Source organism: Mesorhizobium sp. ArgA1 (assembly GCF_053714375.1).
In genome coordinates this window covers 1-17,113 of the sequence record NZ_JBSKBQ010000031.1, presented here as the reverse complement: position 1 = coordinate 17,113, position 17,113 = coordinate 1, and the positions used below count along the sequence as shown (strand labels likewise).

Annotated in this window: 16 protein-coding genes and 1 pseudogene; 12 read left to right on the top strand and 5 right to left on the bottom strand. The window is 62.8% G+C overall.

Going from position 1 to position 17,113, the window contains the following annotated elements; translation table 11 throughout:
• Positions 1-280: 280 nt before the first annotated feature.
• From ACWGTI_RS30320 to ACWGTI_RS30305, 4 genes are all read left to right on the top strand, one after another.
• Complete coding sequence (locus ACWGTI_RS30320) at positions 281-544, top strand: hypothetical protein (protein WP_454590419.1); 264 nt, start codon at positions 281-283, stop codon at positions 542-544.
• Between the two features lie 43 nt (positions 545-587).
• Complete coding sequence (locus tag ACWGTI_RS30315) at positions 588-920, top strand: hypothetical protein (RefSeq protein WP_454590418.1); 333 nt, start codon at positions 588-590, stop codon at positions 918-920.
• A 344-nt stretch (positions 921-1,264) separates the two neighbouring features.
• Complete coding sequence (locus tag ACWGTI_RS30310) at positions 1,265-1,498, top strand: AbrB/MazE/SpoVT family DNA-binding domain-containing protein (protein WP_454590417.1); 234 nt, start codon at positions 1,265-1,267, stop codon at positions 1,496-1,498.
• Positions 1,495-1,899: a type II toxin-antitoxin system VapC family toxin gene (locus tag ACWGTI_RS30305; RefSeq protein WP_454577974.1), complete on the top strand. Its 405-nt coding sequence runs from the start codon at positions 1,495-1,497 to the stop codon at positions 1,897-1,899. Before ACWGTI_RS30310 ends, ACWGTI_RS30305 begins: the two co-directional genes overlap by 4 nt.
• A 63-nt stretch (positions 1,900-1,962) precedes the next feature.
• Here ACWGTI_RS30305 and ACWGTI_RS30300 read toward each other — a convergent pair whose 3' ends face one another.
• The 4 genes and pseudogenes from ACWGTI_RS30300 to ACWGTI_RS30285 all read right to left on the bottom strand — a co-directional run bounded on the left by ACWGTI_RS30300 (position 1,963) and on the right by ACWGTI_RS30285 (position 4,670).
• Positions 1,963-3,120, bottom strand: coding sequence for a site-specific integrase (locus ACWGTI_RS30300; protein ID WP_454590416.1), 1,158 nt, complete (start codon positions 3,118-3,120; stop codon positions 1,963-1,965).
• Between the two features lie 249 nt (positions 3,121-3,369).
• Positions 3,370-3,645, bottom strand: a pseudogene (locus ACWGTI_RS30295) (hypothetical protein); the annotation flags it as partial.
• Between the two features lie 225 nt (positions 3,646-3,870).
• Positions 3,871-4,392, bottom strand: coding sequence for a GNAT family N-acetyltransferase (locus ACWGTI_RS30290; RefSeq protein ID WP_454577976.1), 522 nt, complete (start codon positions 4,390-4,392; stop codon positions 3,871-3,873).
• Positions 4,389-4,670, bottom strand: a complete 282-nt coding sequence (locus ACWGTI_RS30285) for a type II toxin-antitoxin system TacA family antitoxin (protein WP_454590415.1) — start codon at positions 4,668-4,670, stop codon at positions 4,389-4,391. Before ACWGTI_RS30285 ends, ACWGTI_RS30290 begins: the two co-directional genes overlap by 4 nt.
• Before the next feature lie 197 nt (positions 4,671-4,867).
• On the opposite strand from ACWGTI_RS30285, the gene ACWGTI_RS30280 reads away from it, so the two are divergent.
• The 8 genes from ACWGTI_RS30280 (at position 4,868) to ACWGTI_RS30245 (ending at position 16,778) form a co-directional block, all read left to right on the top strand.
• Positions 4,868-5,824, top strand: a complete 957-nt coding sequence (locus ACWGTI_RS30280) for a DUF1403 family protein (protein WP_454590414.1) — start codon at positions 4,868-4,870, stop codon at positions 5,822-5,824.
• 2 nt (positions 5,825-5,826) lie between these two features.
• Positions 5,827-6,507 carry an SMC-Scp complex subunit ScpB gene (scpB, locus tag ACWGTI_RS30275; protein ID WP_454590413.1) on the top strand — a complete coding sequence of 227 codons (681 nt, stop codon included), beginning with the start codon at positions 5,827-5,829 and terminating at the stop codon, positions 6,505-6,507.
• Positions 6,508-6,674: 167 nt separating this feature from the next.
• A complete protein-coding gene (locus ACWGTI_RS30270; protein WP_454590412.1) occupies positions 6,675-7,982 on the top strand; it encodes a PDDEXK nuclease domain-containing protein in 1,308 nt (435 codons plus the stop codon).
• Positions 7,979-8,932 carry a hypothetical protein gene (locus ACWGTI_RS30265; RefSeq protein WP_454590411.1) on the top strand — a complete coding sequence of 318 codons (954 nt, stop codon included), beginning with the start codon at positions 7,979-7,981 and terminating at the stop codon, positions 8,930-8,932. Before ACWGTI_RS30270 ends, ACWGTI_RS30265 begins: the two co-directional genes overlap by 4 nt.
• A gap of 254 nt (positions 8,933-9,186) precedes the next feature.
• On the top strand, positions 9,187-11,655 hold the full coding sequence (locus ACWGTI_RS30260; protein ID WP_454590410.1) for an ATP-dependent nuclease: 2,469 nt from the start codon (positions 9,187-9,189) through the stop codon (positions 11,653-11,655).
• A gap of 379 nt (positions 11,656-12,034) precedes the next feature.
• The gene (locus ACWGTI_RS30255; protein WP_454590409.1) at positions 12,035-13,753 is read left to right on the top strand and encodes an SIR2 family protein; all 1,719 of its coding nucleotides are present in this window, start codon (positions 12,035-12,037) and stop codon (positions 13,751-13,753) included.
• A complete protein-coding gene (locus ACWGTI_RS30250; RefSeq protein WP_454590408.1) occupies positions 13,750-14,367 on the top strand; it encodes a hypothetical protein in 618 nt (205 codons plus the stop codon). The genes ACWGTI_RS30255 and ACWGTI_RS30250 overlap by 4 nt, the downstream gene beginning before the upstream one ends.
• On the top strand, positions 14,364-16,778 hold the full coding sequence (locus ACWGTI_RS30245) for an AAA family ATPase (RefSeq protein WP_454590407.1): 2,415 nt from the start codon (positions 14,364-14,366) through the stop codon (positions 16,776-16,778). The genes ACWGTI_RS30250 and ACWGTI_RS30245 overlap by 4 nt, the downstream gene beginning before the upstream one ends.
• Here ACWGTI_RS30245 and ACWGTI_RS30240 read toward each other — a convergent pair.
• Positions 16,750-17,019: a hypothetical protein gene (locus tag ACWGTI_RS30240; RefSeq protein ID WP_454590422.1), complete on the bottom strand. Its 270-nt coding sequence runs from the start codon at positions 17,017-17,019 to the stop codon at positions 16,750-16,752. The genes ACWGTI_RS30245 and ACWGTI_RS30240 overlap by 29 nt on opposite strands.
• Positions 17,020-17,113: the final 94 nt, after the last annotated feature.

Below are 17,113 nucleotides of genomic sequence, written 5' to 3'. Positions count from 1 at the left end.
ACAAAACGATCGGCCCCCCCTCGCAGACGGCGAAGTTGTTGTCGACATCGATCCGGCCCTGACTGACATTCCTTCGTCTCGGACCGGACGACCGCGAAGAAGCGGCAGCTTGTGTCCCCGGCTCGAAACGACTACTGCACGGCCATTATGGGCAAGCATTTGGCATCCGCACTCGCTGGCGCATTGCCTCACCAGCCTCGATTTCGCCAGACAGCACCCGGGCCACGTCAGCGCCTTTCTCGGGGAGGTTTCTCCCGCACTGCAAGTCGAGTTCGCTGTCATGCACGATATACCCGTCCCCGACTTGAAGGCGCTTGCCGCGGCCTTCTCTGCCTGGTCTGGCGAGAGCTACCTGCTCGCTGCGGGATGGTCCGAGTACGATAGCCGACACCCTTCCGAATGGGGGTGGCTTTTTAGCATCGCCGTCGATCTCATTGAGCAGCTTCGGGAGAATGCGAGCGGCTACGATTTCGAACGGTCGTTCGGCGGTGGCACGGCCATGATGATCCAGATCGGTCATCGTGAAGCCATTATATTTTCCTAGATGACCCTCACTGCTCGGCTTCATCGACCCGTCCAGAAGCCGCGTGCGGATTGAGCTGATGCCATCGGAATATCAGGGCGATGGGTCGAGATTCCAGAAATTCGCCTTCGAGGACGTCGGGGAGAGCGACTTCATCGTTGCCGGCGCGCTGACGCCGACACCAATTGAGATGCGTGAAGTTGAGGGTAGGGGCGTGATGCTCGAGACCGTTCCCGAGATCATTGCCAAGAAAGTCTACTACAGGGATCGGAAGCCAAGCCGCGCGACATTTTCGACATCGCTGCTGCAGCGCGGTCCCAATTGGAGCCCGTGGTCAACGCTCTGCGCGCGTTCCCGGAGCAGGTTTCTCGGACCAAGGATCGGTTGGAAAAGCTAAACCCGGAGTTTGTGGGTCGTGCCATAGCGCAGTTGATGATCATGCCTGACTACGACGCGTCGGCCGCCGACGTCGGATACAGCGCTCGCTGTCCTCGTTGAGGTATTGTCGTCGCCTGAGAACTGACCGCTTCGTCACAAGCGAACGAGCGGGGGATGGGAGGAGGACTTTTCAGAGGCCTGACGCCTTGGTGAGATTGACACGGACGGAAGCGCTGCGGAGGAGGTGCGTGGCTTTGGCGTCGAGGAAAGGCGAGTTCGAGCTGCAATTTCCGCCAGCCAAGGATTGCGGATCGCCGCGCGCGGTAATACCTTCTGAAGATCGCGTATTACATCGGTGTGAACATGACCACGACAGTCACAGCCAAAGGACAGGTGACCATCCCGAAACCGGTCCGCGACCTTCTCGGTATCGTTCCAGGCAGCAAGGTCGATTTCCTGCGCGCCGCCGATGGCAGCGTGGTGCTTGCGCGTGCTGACAGAAAGCTGCCGGCGAGCCGCTTTGCCAAATTGCGTGGACATGCCGGGAGGGGGCTCGATACGGACGCGATCATGGCGCTAACGCGCGGCGAAGCGTGACGCTCGTCGACGCCAACATCCTGCTCGACCTTGTCACCGATGATCCGAAGTGGGCGGATTGGACGCTCGCGCAACTTGAGGCGGCGAGCCTCAATGGACCTTTACTGATCAACGATGCCGTTTATGCCGAGTTGGCCGTTCGATACGACCGCATCGAGAACCTCGACGCGTTTATTGATGAGGCGGGTCTCGAAATTGCACCGATACCACGCGATGCCCTGTTTCTGGCTGGAAAGGTCTTTACCCAATATCGCAGGTCGGGCGGATCGCGCACCGGCGTGCTCCCCGACTTCTTCATTGGCGCCCATGCCGCCGTCAACGGTCTGCCGCTGCTCACCCGCGACGTCGGCCGCTACCGTACCTATTTTCCGTCGATGAAACTGATCACACCGAACGGTTGAGGTCTCGTCGCCACAAGACAGAAAGCCCCGGGTCAGGCAGGCAGGGGAGAGCCCCCTTGCCTCCTACAGTCCGCTTGCCTTGGTGAGATTGACGCGGAACCGATCGCGCCGGCGCTGGTATTTGCGCGTCATCTCTGCGGAGGCGTGGCCGAGCTGCTTCTGCACATAGCGCTCATCGACCTCGGCCGAGGAGGCGAGGCCGGCGCGCAGTGAATGCCCGGAAAACTTTTGACCGCGATCGCCTTCCGACAGATCGCCACGCACGCCGGCGGCCAAAGCCGTGCGTTTGACCAAGCGAGCGACTTCCTGATCGTTGAGGCGATCCGCACCCATGGCTTTGCCCTGGCCGGTGACGCGCCGAAACAACGGCCCATGCGCAATGCGGGCTAGTCTCAGCCATGTCTTCAAGGCGACGACGGGGCAGGTGGCATCGGAAGAGCCGTGGCCGACCTCGACCTCGCGCCATCCGGTCTTACCCCGTAAGGTCACCAGCACGCCCTTGTCCGGGAAAAATTCAATCCAGCCGCCGCCGTCTTCCGTCTGGTCGCGGCCGACATCAAGACCGACGATTTCGGAGCGCCGCAGACCGCCGGCGAAGCCAAGGAGCAGCATGGCGCGGTCGCGCAAGCCCCGCAGCGTGCCGCGGTCGAGGGTCTCCAGCATGGCGATCAAATCGTGGCGCAGCACGGCCTCCTTCTGCCGGGGAGGAGAGGCATGTTTGTTGCGGATACCGGCCATCACGGTGGCGATATGGCGATCCTTCCGATCGAGGGGCTGGCCACGTTGTGCATAGTTCCAGGTCAAGGACGACAGGCGACGCTCGATCGTCGACACCGACTTTTTGTCTGCTCCTCGCGCCGAGGCCTGCGCCGTGATGTAGAGCCCGACGATCTGCGGGTCCGGAGGCAGCAGCTCAAAAGACTGGCGACGGCACCAGGCGCAAAAGTGTTTCCAATCCGCGGCGTAGGCGCGACGTGTGTTGGCTGAGCTCGCCGCCTCGACATAGTCGCGGGCGCGGTCCGCCAGCCGCTCGAGGTGCCCTGGCAACCGTTCTTGTTGCTTTGCTCGAATCGGCAGAGAAGGGGAGGGGACTCCCTCCTCACCACCGCGCTGCTCATGCTGCGTCGGATGGCCCATCTCCATCACGAGATCGACAATGTCCGGCAAATCATCGGTCTCGGCCGGATCGGTGCGCTTCATAAAATGGCGGGGATTGCCCATCAATCTCGCTATCGGAATGTCATGGCGTACGATTCTGTGCGACCTAAGGTGCGATCTACGCGCCGATTTGTCCACCAACGATCACCTGCAAAACGCGCAGCACTTTGTTGCTGCCGCACGCGACGTTGCCCGCGTGCGTCCTGTCGTTCGCGGGCTGCGGGGCAACTTCAGGGTCGCCGTTGCAGGGCGGCGCGTCTCCCGGATCGGACTGGAGTGCCCGGGAGCCAAAGCCGCGCATCCGCCTTGCCCTCAAAAGCCGTAGGTTCGCTCGGCCCAGCGCAGCAGCAAGCGGGTGTCGCGGTCGGGCAAGCGCCCGCGCTCAGCCTTCAGGCCTTGCGCGATCGCCAGTGCGACATCGGGGGCGACCCAGTGGCCGTGGGTCATCAGGAAGAACTAGCCGAATGGCAGGCTGAACTCACGATCCACGGCCTCGATGCGGTCCATAAGCCGATGGGCTGAGACTTCGGGCGTCATGAGCAGGCGATCTTTCGGCATCCGCAGCGGCCGAGGGACAAAGCCGACCTCTCAGGAGGAGGGTGACAAGGACCGACCTTGCCTGGTCCTGGCGATCGTCCTGACGACGGAGCAGGGTAGCAACCGATAGGGGAGGGCAGGCGACTTCGGCGGGGTCACGACTTGGCGCCCGCAGTTCTGCTTGCCGCGACGCTTCCGGCGATTCAATAGCCATTGCCCGCACGATATCGACCACATCAGGCAGATCCTCGTCCGCGCTTGCAGTCGGGGTTATGCTCAAAGCCTTCCGGCACGACGCAGCGCGGCTTCGAACGAAGCCAGCGGCAGGAACAGGGTCAGCGGGCGATCATCCAGCCCCAGCGCACCGTATGAACGATACCAGGCCGCCGCCCGATCATTCTTGGCGTCAATGAACATCAGCGTGCCGCCAACTTCGGCTGCGGCCCGGATGCAGCGTAGCGCCGCGGCCAGCAACATCTGGCCGCCCAACCCCTGACCCTGTGCCGAGCGCGCCACGGCGAGACGGGCCAGGCGAAAGCCGCCGACCTCGTAGCGGCCAAGCCCCTTGCGCAACTTTTCGGGGACGCGCTCGAACTCGGCGGCGGCGGGGCTCAGCGTGTAGTAGCCAAGGATGGTGTCCTCCTGCCTCGAAACGGCCAGAAACGTCTTCGAGGCGCCGCGCTCGTGATTGCGGCGCGCATGCGCGCGCAGAAACCCGTTGAGGTCCTGATCCCCGCAATCGAAGCCGGCGCGGTCCTGGCGCGCGACCGGCTCTTCGCGCCAGACCGGCAGGCTCACAGGTCGGCCGGCAGCGCTTTGGCGGCGGCGACGAGCCGCTCATTCGGCGCAGGGGGGGTTTCCAGCGCCTCCAGCACGCGCAGCCCGTCGCGCTCGGAAAGCACGATGCGATCGTTGCGTTGGATGATTTCGCGGGCGGCTTCAAGCACCGTGCGCAGAACGAAGTCGGTGATGCCCGACGCGCCGGCAAGCTGCGTGGCGCGCAGGATCACCGCCTTGTCGGCGGGCTTGATGCGAAACGACATGCGCTGGCTGTCGCTGACGGCGGCGCGGGGCATGGGCCGAATCCTTTCGTTGGCGGAGCCGTCCGTGTATCATTTGGCGCGCCTGGCGTCAAATTGTACAGATTGATGCCGTACATCGGCAAAACGAATGATAAGGCAACATTATCATTCGTTTTGTATTACCGACAAGCTGTGCGTTTTGGCGCGAAATTGATGGCATAAAGCGCACGGGCACTTTACCCTCCAAACACATGATTCGCCTCGATCCAGCGACCGCCAGTTCCTCTGCGCCGCCCACCGTTCCGACCTGGGCGCTCGCGCTCCCCCGTGACGCCAGCGACGCTGACGCCGCCTTCCAGGCCGGCGCCGCTTTGGCTTCGCTCGACACGCTCGCCCGGGCGCAGCCTGCCTGGGTCGGCGCGTGGCGGCAACGACTGGCGCTTCGGTGTGCCGCCGCCAGCATGCGGCTCGCCGGCCGCGCCGAGGACGAAGCAGCCTTGCGCGACGCCTGGCTGCTTTGCCCGGCCGGCGCCGATCCCGGTCCCGCCGGCGCCATTTTTGGGGCCTGGCGGCAACTGGCGCTGCAGCCGCCGGCGGTCAGCGCCGATCGGCTGGCAAAAATGGTCGAGATGCTCGGGCTCGCCTGGGACGATGAGGCTCTCGTCGACCTCTGCATTCACATCGAAAATGCGGCCGGGTCGCAGTGGCCGGCGCCGTTCGCCGCGGCGGCAATCGCTGCCCGCGTCGTCGCCATGCGGCCGGATGCCGAGCTGTTGGCCTGGTGGCTCGCCGACCTGGTGCTGGCGCAAAGCCTGCGCTGGCCACGGCCGCTGCCGCTCCTGATGGCGCAGGCCTTTGGCCCGGCTTTTCGCGCCGAAGCCGGCGGCGGCAAGCGCGTCCGACCCGGGGACAAAAGTTTTGAACGCGCGGTGTGCCTGGCCCTGGTTCAAGCGGCGGCCGCGGCCTGCCGGCTGGCCGCCGAGCTGTCGCGCCGTGCCGAAAGGCTCCTCGCCATCGCGCCAAAACTGCGCGCCAAGGGCGCCGGCGACGTGATTTTTTTGCTCCTCAATGAAGACGCCGTCGCCGGATCGCTTGTGGCAAAGAACCTGTCGCGCTTTGCCGCGCGGCGCCTGTTCGAGCGCCTGCAACAGCTTGAGGCCGTGCGCGAGCTGTCGGGCCGCACCACCTTTCGCCTCTACGGGCTCTAGGGATGAGCACAGCCTCCGCCCGCAGCAGGGAAAACAACCAGCCGGCGTTGCTGGACACCGAGCTCGAGCATCTGCCGCCAGAACTGCGCTGGCGCGAGTGGATGGGCCGCGTCGAAGCGGTGATCTTTGCCGCCAGCGAGCCTGTGCCGCGCGAGGTGCTGGCGCGGGTGGTGGGAAAAAACTGCAATCTCGAGCTGGTCATCGACGACATCCGCGCCGAGCTCGCCGGCCGCCCCTATGAGTTGGTGTCGGTCGCCGGCGGCTGGCAGCACCGCACCAAAAAGGCTTTTGGGGACGTCATCCGCAGTGCATTTGGCACGGCCGGGCAGGAGGCGAAAGAATTATCGCAGGCGGAGGCTCTCGTGCTGATGTGCATCGCCTATTTCCAGCCGATCACGCGTGGCGAGCTGTCGAGCTTTTTTGGCAAGGAGGTGTCGCGCGACCTGATCGGCGTGCTGCGCGCACAGGACCTCATCGCCTCGGGGCCGCGCAGCCCCACTCAAGGCGCGCCCTACACCTATGTGACGACCAAAAACTTCCTGTCGCAGTTCGGGCTCGACACGCTGCGGCAGCTGCCGGATTTCGAGGCGCTCGAGGACGCCGGGCTGCTGTCGAAGGAGAAGCTGTTGGCCGGCGATATTATGCCGAGATTTTCCAAACGGGATGAGGATCGGGTTGACTAAAGACGGGGCGCGAGGAGCTTTGCGGTGGGGATCTCGACAGTCCACCAGAGCGTCCAGCGCGACGGAGGGCCAGACGTTCGCGGTCCACCACACGCTGCCTGAAAGTTGTCGCGGAGAGCAAGCATTGCTTCCATGCTTTTCCGCGCGCATCCTGCTAAATTCGACTCATGACTGAAACTTTTCCCGCCTCAGGCAAAGACGGCTACGCCTCATTGCTCTCCGAGTTGAAGGAGCGCATTCGCACAGCTCGCCTCAGGGCCGCTCTCTCCGTCAACCAAGAGCTGATCCTCCTCTATTGGAGCATCGGCCGCGACATCTTGAACAGACAAAGCGATGCTGGCTGGGGGGCGCGGATCATTGATCGCCTGGCTGCTGACCTACGCCGCGACTTCCCGGAGATGACGGGTCTGTCCTCCCGAAACCTGAAATACATGAGGGCGTTCGCCGAGGCCTTTCCGGAGCGCGAAATCGTGCAACAGGTTGTTGCACGATTGCCCTGGGGACATGCCATCAAACTCGTCGAGGGCACAAAGAGCGGCGAGCAACGGCTTTGGTATGCCCGCCAAGCTGCCGAACACGGTTGGAGCCGGAACGTCTTGGCCCACCAAATTGAAAGTGACCTGTTTGGGCGGAAAGGTAAGGCGCTGACCAACTTCGCCCGTACACTTCCCGCACCTCAGTCTGACCTCGCACAAGAACTCATGAAAGACCCTTACAGCTTCGACTTCCTTTCGCTGGGCCCGGAGATGTCGGAGCGCGAGCTGGAGCAAGGACTGTTGGAGCACCTTCGCGCCCTTATCCTCGAGCTGGGCAAGGGCTTCGCATTCGTCGGGAGCCAATATCACCTCGAGGTCGGAGGTCAGGACTATTACGTCGACCTGCTATTCTACCATCTGCGCCTTCGCTGCTTTGTTGTGATCGAGCTGAAAATAGAAGAATTCAAACCAGAATTCGCAGGTAAGATGAACTTCTATCTGTCGGCTGTGGATGACCAACTGCGGCACGAGGCCGACGCCCCGAGCATCGGGATTATCCTGTGCAAAGGCAAGAACGAGATCATCGTCGAGTACGCATTGCGCGACAGCACGAAGCCTATGGGTATCGCGGAGTATCGACTATCTGCCGCGTTGCCGGAGCCTCTCCAGGCGGAACTCCCAACCGTAGCCGAATTTGCGCGCGAGTTCCCGCTTATGTCGCTTGTGAAGCTGCGCATCGAAATGGAACGTGAGTTGCGAATGTTGGTTGAGGAAACCGGCTTGCCCGAACGTCCGCTCTCGATCGGGGCAACCCTTGCCGAGTTGGAGCGCAACGGAAGGGCTCCGCGTAACGTGCGCCAGTTCCAGACCGCCCTACAGGAGCTTAACCGAGCAGCGCACGGCGTCGATGTCGACGCGAGCACCGCATCTCACGCGGCGGATGTCGCCGCCCGTTTCCTTGCAGATTTACGCGCGATGCAAGCGGGGGACGTCGAATGAGCGCCGGTGCTGATTTTACCGGAACCGCCGACGCTGACGCGCGCCGCTTGGCGCTGGAAGCGATTGCCACACTGGTCTATGTCAAGAAGACTGCGGCTGATCAAGTCCTTCGTCGAGCCGGAGTTTCCGAGGATTTGATCCGTCGCTTCCTCAAGGAGCGGGATCCGGCCACAGGCGAGAAGCGCTCGAAACGCGATGCCGGCGCCATTGTGCTTGAAGAGTTGGCCACAACCGGAGCCGATCGCGCCGCGGTGCGCAATATCATAGCCATCGCAGCCGACTGGTCGGCGTTTCATCTCGCCCAAAACGAATACCAGGCTCGCGCGGTCGTCCAGAAGGCCCGCGAGATGCGTGGCATCCTCGAGGGGGCCGACGCTCGCGAGCGCGAGGAGGCTGAAGCTCTTAGGGAGGCCGCAGTTCAACAACGCCGTCGCGACCAGAGGGAGACAGTCGGCCGACAAAGTGCCCTGCTTCTGGCGCAGTTCGATCAGGCGACTATGTCGAGCGATCATCAGCAGCGCGGCTATTTCCTCGAGGACCTGCTGAACCGCACTTTCGACCTGCACGGGATACCCGTCCTTCGTGCCTTCCGTCGAAATGGCGGGGGCGAGCAGATCGACGCCGCGTTCGAATTGGAGGGTTGGCACTACATCGTCGAATGCCGTTGGCGTGTGCAGCTCGCCGATATCCGCCAGCTCGATGGTCTGGCCGGTCAGGTGGCGCGTTCCGGCCGTCAAACGATGGGCGTGTTCCTGTCAGTCGAGGGCTGGTCCGATCACGTCGTGCCACTCCTCAAGCAGAATCCAGACAAGGCGATCTTTTTGATGGAAGGCTTCGATCTGCGGGCCGTGCTCGACCAACGCGTCGACCTTCGCCGGCTTTTGAAGGCCAAGATCTCTGCCCTGAACCTCGAAGCCGATCCTTACTTCTCTGTTGCAAAGATACTGTGACCACGTCGAGGCCGATAGGTTATACCGTCCTCGCCCGTTCCTTGGCGACGGTGCGGCGGCCCGCACCGTTCCACTCGAATCCGTCCAGCGAGAGCAAGAAGATCGCGGCCCAACTTGGTCCAGCCGCGTTCGACGGCGCCGAAGCTGGGAGACGGAGGATCGAGGAGGGCTTTGGGCCGAAGGATCGCGGACCCAAAGTATGTTGAACAATAGGAGAAGGTCAGGCAGTCTAAGTCAGACCTGGGGGACTTGGCATGAAAATTTCGACTGTGTTCGCGCGATTCTATAAGTCGTTCAACTTCGACCGGATCCGCAAGGCAAAGCCGGGCGCTAAGGCGCGAGGTGAATGGGAAAATTTCCGCGGCCAGTGGTTTCCCTATGTCGAGGTGCGGATCGATAAGCTTCTGACCACAATCGTCGGCGCGAACGAGTCCGGCAAGAGCCACCTTCTGAGCGCCATCGAGAAGGCGGTTACCGGCGAGGGCTTCGCCCGCCGCGACCTCTGCCGCTACTGCGAATTCTTCGGGGTGACTGTGGACGAGGGCTGTTGGCCTCACCTCGGCGTGGCCTGGGTTGAGGCGACTCCGGCGGAATGGGCTTCTATTAAACAGGCCACCGGGGCTAGCGGGCCCGTGGCTACCGAGTTCATGATGTTCCGCGAAGGGCCCGACGACTTGACCGTATGGATCCCTGCCGGCGACGAATGGCAGGCCTATCCGCTTAAGGGGGCCGATGCGAAGGGGTTCACCGCGATTCTTCCGAGCCCCTATCGAATCCATTCTTCCGTTGCTTTGCCGGACAGCGTTCCGTTCAACTGGCTCGTTTCGGGAAGCGCGATGGGAAGACATTCCTCGCGTCGCGCGCGAGCGTCGCTGCTCGACGGACTGAAGCCGCTTACGAGCTTGATCGGCCCGGATCACATCTCGGTTCAGAACAATGCACAGGGCATCTTCGCTATTCTGAAGCCGGTGGTGCAGGAGCTTGGCCGGCCGCCCGAGGTCGACGAGGACCATCGCTCGCTCGAATTGGCGCGCAGCCTCCTTCTGGATATGGCACGGATCGACCCGGAGGCAATATCCGAACTCTCAGAGGCGATCGCCGACGGCCAAGAGGGATACGCCAACGCGCTGGTTGAGCGGATCAACGAGCAGCTCGAGCGAGCGCTGAATTTCCGCCGCTGGTGGGTCCAGGACCGTGACTTCTCGCTGCGAGTAGCGCCGCGCGAGCATGACCTAGTTTTCACGATCCGCGACCGCACGGGGACGGAATACACGTTCGCAGAGCGCAGCAGCGGTCTGAAATACTTCCTGTCATACCTGATCCAGTCTCAGGCACACCGGCCAGGATCGCAGGAAAGGATCCTGCTAATGGACGAGCCAGACACGTATCTGTCCGCCGAAGCGCAGCAGGACCTCATGCGCATCCTGCGCGACCTAACGGACGACCAGCCGGATCGCCCGGGTATCCAGGTGGTCTATGTGACCCACTCGCCATTTCTGATCGACAAGAATCACGCGGAGCGCATCCGTGTCCTCGAGAAGGGGCGAGGCCGCGATGGAACGCTGGTGGTCGATAATGCCGCCCAGAACCATTATGAGCCGCTGCGCTCCGCATTCGGTTCCTATGTCGGGGAGACCGCCTTCGTCGGGTCGGCTAACTTGCTGGTAGAGGGCATCACGGAGCAGGTGCTGTTGGCGGGCGCATCGCGGGCCATCCGGAAGCTGGGTGCGCCCGAGAACGACTCCCTCGACCTGAACAGTATCGTGATCGTGCCATGCGGGTCGGCGAGCCATGTCCCCTACATGGTCCACCTCGTGCGCGGCCGGGATGCGGAGAAGCCGCCGGTCGTAGTGCTGGTGGATTCGGATGCGGCCGGGGACGACGCGGTCAAGGCTCTAAAGCGTAAGCCGATGAGCAGCCTATTGTCGTCGGACCTTGTCCTGCAGTTGGGCAAGGTCGGGCAGGACGTCGCGGGGATCGCCGAGATCGAGGATATGGTCCCAGCCTCGATTGCCGCCGCCGCTGCGAATATATGCCTTCAGGAGCTCGCGATGTATCGCGCAGGCAGGGCGGCAATGGTTTCTGCCGCTGATCTGGAACGCGGCGAGCAGGTGTGCGGCCTCTTCAAAAAGCTCGAGGCCGTTCTGACCGAGAAGGATGTGAGGATTGAGAAGCTGCCTTTTGCACGTGCCGTGGTCAGCCTGTGCGAGGATCGTCCGGCCGAATACTCTGCGGACATCGATGTGTATCTCGCGCGCATGCGTCGGCTTTTCGTGGAGCTGAATCGGCTGCGCCGCAGTGCGGAAGGTGAGGCAGGACGCGACCGGCTAAGTCACTTGGTCGACCGCGAACAGCAGTTGTTCGTTCGCGACCATCCCCGGACTGCAACCCGAGAGGGGGTCTCGAACCTGCTTGAGAAGGTCGAGGCGTTGTTAGATGGTTCCGTCGAGGCGGATGCGATCCAGCGATCGATCCAGCAGATCCGCCGCGACCACCGGCTCGACGACGAACCAGCTCGCCCGGTTGCGGAAATGGAAAAGCTCATACCGGCGCTGGCAGCCCTCAAGGATTCACTTAGGATCGACCGCCTCGCCGAGGCGGAGCGGAAGGCGCCGACCGCAGCCGAGATTGCGCCAGCGGCCTCTGCCGAGCAGCATCCGCAACCGATGCTCGACGCAGTGGCCGAGCTGGCGCCGGTCGAAACTCAGCAGTCGGCCGCCTGAGCGCCTGAGTCGAGCCGCGCCAATTCGACGCATGGCGTGCAGCCTTTTGGCTCCGCCTCAGAAGGCAGCCGATCGTATGGACTTCGTCACGGGCGGCGGCGACAGAAGCTCTGCCGTCCCCTGTTCGAGATGTTGATGCGCGACCGCAGTGAAAGGGGTCGGAACAAGGGCTGTTCGACGAGATATCTTATTCGTTCGATAAGATCCTTGCGCGCATTGAAAAACTGCAGACGACGATCACTACAGATGTGCCGGCCGCCGAAACGTCGGAATAGGGGGTCTGCCGCGGAGCATGGCTCTACTGGCGGTGCCTCTATCTAGCCGCGCCCGCCATGCTCATCTACGGTCAATATCATATCAATGCGTCGAAAGCCCAAACATGCCAACTGCGCCAAGCGCTTCAACGATTTCCGTTCGTCAAACCCTCGACATCCTCGATGGTCCCTTTCGCAGCGTCGCGACGGGAATCGCCGAGGACCAGTATGCCTTCTGGCTCGGCTCGGGCATCTCATTCGGCCGGGTAGATGGCCTGAAGCGGATCATCGCGCGGGTGATGGAGTTTCTGCGGCAACAGATCGATCCGGCTAACCCCAACTGCCCCTATAATGCATCCCTCAAGCGTGCCCTCGGCCTCGCCCCGCTGTCGGCCGACGAATGGGCAAGGCTTGATCTCACCCTTGGCTTCGCTACTTGGCCGGACCATGCCGCCATTGTCGCGCGGCTGACCAACAATTATGCCCGGCTGCTCGACATCACCGTTGCCGGCAAGGCCGACGACTATCTGCTGTGGGACGGCGTGGGCGTCCCCGCCACCTTCGCGAACCCCGCCATCGAACCAGATGTCGAGCATCTGTGTATGGGCATTCTAGTTCTGGAGGGCAGTGCGTCCAGCATCGCCACAGCGAACTGGGACGGGCTGGTCGAGAAGGCTGTTGCCGAACTCACGGGAGGCGTTCCCAAGCTCGTGGTCTGCGTTCGCGCTGAGGATCTTCGTCAGCCGGCGCTTACCGGTCAGATCATCAAGTTTCACGGCTGCGCGGTGTTGGCCGTTACCGATGAGGGGACTTACCGGCCGTTTCTTGTCGGGCGCTATTCGCAGATCAACCGCTGGGCCGCGGCGCCCGAGAATCAGGCCGTGATCAACCGTTTGCTCGATATTGCCGTTTCGAAGCCAACCATTATGATGGGGCTGTCGGCTCAGGACTCCAACATCCAGGCCTTCTTCGCAAAGGCGGAGTCCGTGATGCGCTGGCCCTGGCCTGGCAACAGGCCCAGCTTCGTCTTCTCGGGAGAACAGGTTGGCGCCGACCAGGAGGGACTGCTCAGGAACGTCTATCCGCAGACCTATACGGCGGCGACTCGCGACCAGATCAACGAGCAGTCGCTCGTCAAAGCGTACGCCAACCCGCTTCTGCTCGCGCTCGTTCTGTCGGTCATCGCCGACAAGATGCAGGTCATGGTGGGCACGGTCCCAGGAGCCATCGACCCCGCTGCGCGCACGGCCCTGCAGCAGGGAGTGGTGGCACTGCGGGACTATCTGGCGACTCTCGACACCGGCGATCGCCTGCAGTTCCTCCGTAAATTTGTTGACCACACCTCGCGCATCATGACCATGTTCCGGGACGGTGCCGCTGGGGTCGCGCCGCGCCGCTACAACCCTCTGACATCTCTACCGCTTCATCAGATTGCTGCGGACCAAACCCTACCCTCGTCAGGCTTTCCCGAGATCGCAGTCTTCGCCGGTTTGCTCGGGCTCGGCCTTCGGGACGGCACCTGGACGCTGGCCGAGAGCGATCCCGGTGACCCGGCCTCGGGTGCTGTCAAAGTGGCGACTGCGTCGGCCAGCACCAAGCTTGTTCTTGCGGCCAACGGGCGGTCGGCGATCCGGCTGCAGCAGAATGGCCATATCGACGACAACGAGGACGCGGTCCTGGTATATAGTGCCGAGAAGCCACCGCCGATGCCGCGCTCGCCCAGGAGCGCCCCCGGAAGGACCGGCGTACTGGGATTGCGGGAAGTCAGCATCTATGACCTGCTCCAGCACGCGACCGGTGCCGCAGATCTCTTGCAGCAGTTTCGGTCGGAGGCGGCGATATGACCAGTTCCACGCCAGTCGAGGCGGTCGTCGAGTTGCTTTCGGATGTGGGCTATCGCTTGCTGCCAGTCCCGCTGTCGATCGCCGGCCTGTCGTTCGAACTTCCGGCCGCCCTGGTCGGCGAAAGTCCGTCGCCCGATCTCATCCTTGTCGCAGACATGGCCTTCGACACTGAACAGAGAATTCTTCGGAAGGTGGAGGGGGTGGCTCGCGCGCTCGACGTCACCCGCTCCAAACGCCCCCTGACAACCATACTCGTCGGGCCGAAGCCCTCCGCCGCCACGCTTGATGCGATGACGAAGGTCTGCCGTGTGCTCCCCGTCGGTGTTACCGAGTATGGAGCGACAACTGCTCTGCTGGAGAACTGGCTTGCTGTGCTGCTGCCGCTCAAGCTCCCTGAACCGAGCAGCGATACGGCGGAATCTCTGAGCTCGATCGTCAGCAGATCTGCCGATCTTGACCAGAACATTGTCGGGCTGGTTGCCTTCGCGAACCAAGGCGCAGATAGCGTCCAGCAACATCTGCACGAGCTTCTCAACGCGGCCATCGAGGTTGAAATCCAACCGGAAGAAGACATTGATATCGGGCCTGAGCTAACACAGGGAGCTTCGGAATGATCGCTGCTCAGTTGAGTTCGATCACCCTCACAAATTTCCGCAGCATCAAGGGGACAATCACGGTTCCGCTGGATGCTCCCATCGTCCTCATCCACGGCGCAAACGGCGCGGGCAAGACAAGTCTGCTTTCGGCCATCGAGCTGGCCCTGTCGGGCCAAGTAGCGTCTCTCAAACGAGTCGACCCCGACTATGCAGGCCACCTGGTCCACAAGGACGCCAAGTCCGCCAAGCTCAAGATTGAGACCAGTGGCCTCGATCGCAATGAGACGAGCCTCGAGGTGACCGAGGATGCGATAATGGGAGACGCGCTGCTTGGGGCCGATCTCGCTCGCTTTTATGCAGAGCGCTGCTTTCTCGCGCAATCATCGCTTGGCCGCCTTCTCGAACTCTACCAAGACTCAGTCAAGCGCTCGGATTCCGCCCTGACCAAGTTCGTCAAGGATCTGCTGGGCCTCGATCACCTCGATGCCATCATCGATGGCCTGCATGATGCGGGTGACGTGCGGCGGCTGCGAAGCGGTGTTCCGGGATATGGCGAGACCAGGGACAGCATTCCCCAGGTCGAGGGCGAACGGGACCGCCTCGATGCCGAACTGGAGAAGACCGATATCAGGATCCGCCAGCTCGAAGAGCAGAACGACACTCTATCAAAACGGCTGGTCTTAATTGGCGGCCGTCCGGTTACTGGCCCAGCTGTCGGCGACACCGAGCAGAGCGAACTCCTGAGGCTGACGACGCTGCGTCGCGAGATTGAAGCCGCTGGCTTGCAGTGGCAGCAGATCGCAGGCACAGACATTGCTCGTGAGCGCGCCGCCGCGCAGCCTAGGAGCGAGAACGCCGGCCGGGCAATCGCGGCCTGGTCTGCTGCCAAGGGAGCCGCGCTTGAGGCCGTGTTCGAACGGCTCATTCCTTTGTTCTCCGACCTTCCGTCAGTGAGCGCCGCCGGACCCCAGCCGGCACATGCCGCGGCGACAAAAGCGGTGCGCGAAGAGCTGCGGCGTTGCAAGGATCTGCTCGACAAGGACGCAACCGACGCCAAGCTGGAAGCCGATCATGAAGGCGACGTCACACGCGGTCGGGCGCGCGTACAGGCACTGGAGCGGCAAATCTCGAACCTCGCATCGGAGGCCGGTGCCCTTGCCCAGGCCTTGAGTGGGGTGCTGCCTCATATCCATAGCGACGACTGCCCGGTCTGCGGTCGCAATTTCAAAGAGACCTCAGAGGAGCCGCTGCAGTCCCATGTCTCTGCGCGGATAGCAGAGCTCACCGCTGCTGCCGGGCAGCTCCAGGCTCTGAGCCGGGACCGGGCCTCATCCCTCTCGGCTGTCGCCGTCGCGGAGCGAGCGCTCGGCGAGGTCCAGGGGCGACGCCTCGACGCCACCAATCGAGACGCGCTTCGAACCCGGGTGGCGCTTTTGCAGGAAGTCGACCTGTCACTGGCCGGCATGACCAGCGACGTGGAGGAAGGTCAACGCCTTATGGGTGAGGCCGCTGCGGCTTCTCGTGCGCTTTCAGATCTCGCCGTTCAGGACCAGGGTGGCACGGCGTTGCGGCAGTCGGTAGAGCGCTTCGGCTCGGAGCTCGGCCTGGCGTCTCTCGGCCCCACCGAAGACATTGCGGCCGCTCTGTCGCGCTTTGCCGCCGAGGCGTCACGCCTCGTCGAAACCTATACTGCGAACCAGACGATCCGCCGTGAAATGGCGGGGAACGCCCTTGAAGTGCAGCGCCTCAATGCCTCCAGGCAGCCTGTCGTTGACGCAACGGGAGCCGCACAGGGTCGCCTCGGCCGGCTGAATGCCGCGAAAGATCGCGCGGACCGCCTAATTCTTCACGCTCGTGAGCTGGCAAAGCGCGCGGGAGAAGCCCGGACCGCCATTGTCAGGAAGGTCTTCAATGGCTCGCTGAACCGGGTGTGGCGCGACCTCTTCGTGCGGCTGGCGCCGGAAGAGCCATTTGTCCCTGCCTTTGCCGTCCCCGAAACCAATGGCGGCCCGGTCGAGGCAGTTCTTGAGACCTGGTATCGCTCAGGCGGCAAGGGCGGCGATCCCCGCGCTATGCTGAGTGCCGGCAATCTCAACACGGCCGCGCTTACGCTTTTCCTCGCTCTACATCTTTCGGTTTCCCCCGACCTCCCCTGGCTCGTGATCGACGATCCCGTGCAGAGCATGGACGAGGTCCATATTGCCCAGTTCACCGCACTGCTCAGAACGCTGGCCAAGTCGAACCTACAGCGTCAGATCATTATTGCGGTGCACGAGAAGCCGCTGTTCGATTATCTCTCACTCGAGCTCAGCCCGGCGTTCCAGAACGACCGGCTGATCACCATTGAGCTCAGCCGCAGTGCCGATGGCCAGACGCTGATGAACTATCTGCCCCACGTCTTCACTCCGGACCAGGCGGTCGCGGCATGATCAGAGTCACCGCGGGGAGCGCGATCACCTGGTTGACCGTTGACTCGACGAAAGCCGTCGACACCACCTCGCCATAGCGGTGCCGTTCGGCGTAATTCGGGATGAGATCGGCGTTATTTTCGATGTAGCGGTTGAATTCCAACGGGTACCGGCGCAGCTTGCGCACCTCTGGCGGCGGATCGGCGATGAGATCAAACCCATCGGTCCTCAACAAGGATGAGTGCTCTGCCGACGTTGCCATGCCAAAGATGGTGTTTCACGCTTTCGAGCGTTGCGACGGCCGCGGGCGCTGCGGCGCTGAGCGGCGGAGGCAGGCCGCGCGCCATCTGTTGGAG

What these genes read in the sequence shown, in the direction of transcription:
- ACWGTI_RS30320 (WP_454590419.1), top strand. Translation starts at nt 281, where the DNA reads ATGCACGATATACCCGTCCCCGACTTGAAGGCGCTTGCCGCGGCCTTC.
- ACWGTI_RS30310 (WP_454590417.1), top strand. Translation starts at nt 1,265, where the DNA reads ATGACCACGACAGTCACAGCCAAAGGACAGGTGACCATCCCGAAACCG.
- ACWGTI_RS30300 (WP_454590416.1), bottom strand. Translation starts at nt 3,120, where the DNA reads ATGGGCAATCCCCGCCATTTTATGAAGCGCACCGATCCGGCCGAGACC.
- ACWGTI_RS30285 (WP_454590415.1), bottom strand. Translation starts at nt 4,670, where the DNA reads ATGCCCCGCGCCGCCGTCAGCGACAGCCAGCGCATGTCGTTTCGCATC.
- ACWGTI_RS30280 (WP_454590414.1), top strand. Translation starts at nt 4,868, where the DNA reads ATGATTCGCCTCGATCCAGCGACCGCCAGTTCCTCTGCGCCGCCCACC.
- scpB (WP_454590413.1), top strand. Translation starts at nt 5,827, where the DNA reads ATGAGCACAGCCTCCGCCCGCAGCAGGGAAAACAACCAGCCGGCGTTG.
- ACWGTI_RS30270 (WP_454590412.1), top strand. Translation starts at nt 6,675, where the DNA reads ATGACTGAAACTTTTCCCGCCTCAGGCAAAGACGGCTACGCCTCATTG.
- ACWGTI_RS30265 (WP_454590411.1), top strand. Translation starts at nt 7,979, where the DNA reads ATGAGCGCCGGTGCTGATTTTACCGGAACCGCCGACGCTGACGCGCGC.
- ACWGTI_RS30260 (WP_454590410.1), top strand. Translation starts at nt 9,187, where the DNA reads ATGAAAATTTCGACTGTGTTCGCGCGATTCTATAAGTCGTTCAACTTC.
- ACWGTI_RS30255 (WP_454590409.1), top strand. Translation starts at nt 12,035, where the DNA reads ATGCCAACTGCGCCAAGCGCTTCAACGATTTCCGTTCGTCAAACCCTC.
- ACWGTI_RS30250 (WP_454590408.1), top strand. Translation starts at nt 13,750, where the DNA reads ATGACCAGTTCCACGCCAGTCGAGGCGGTCGTCGAGTTGCTTTCGGAT.
- ACWGTI_RS30245 (WP_454590407.1), top strand. Translation starts at nt 14,364, where the DNA reads ATGATCGCTGCTCAGTTGAGTTCGATCACCCTCACAAATTTCCGCAGC.
- ACWGTI_RS30240 (WP_454590422.1), bottom strand. Translation starts at nt 17,019, where the DNA reads ATGGCAACGTCGGCAGAGCACTCATCCTTGTTGAGGACCGATGGGTTT.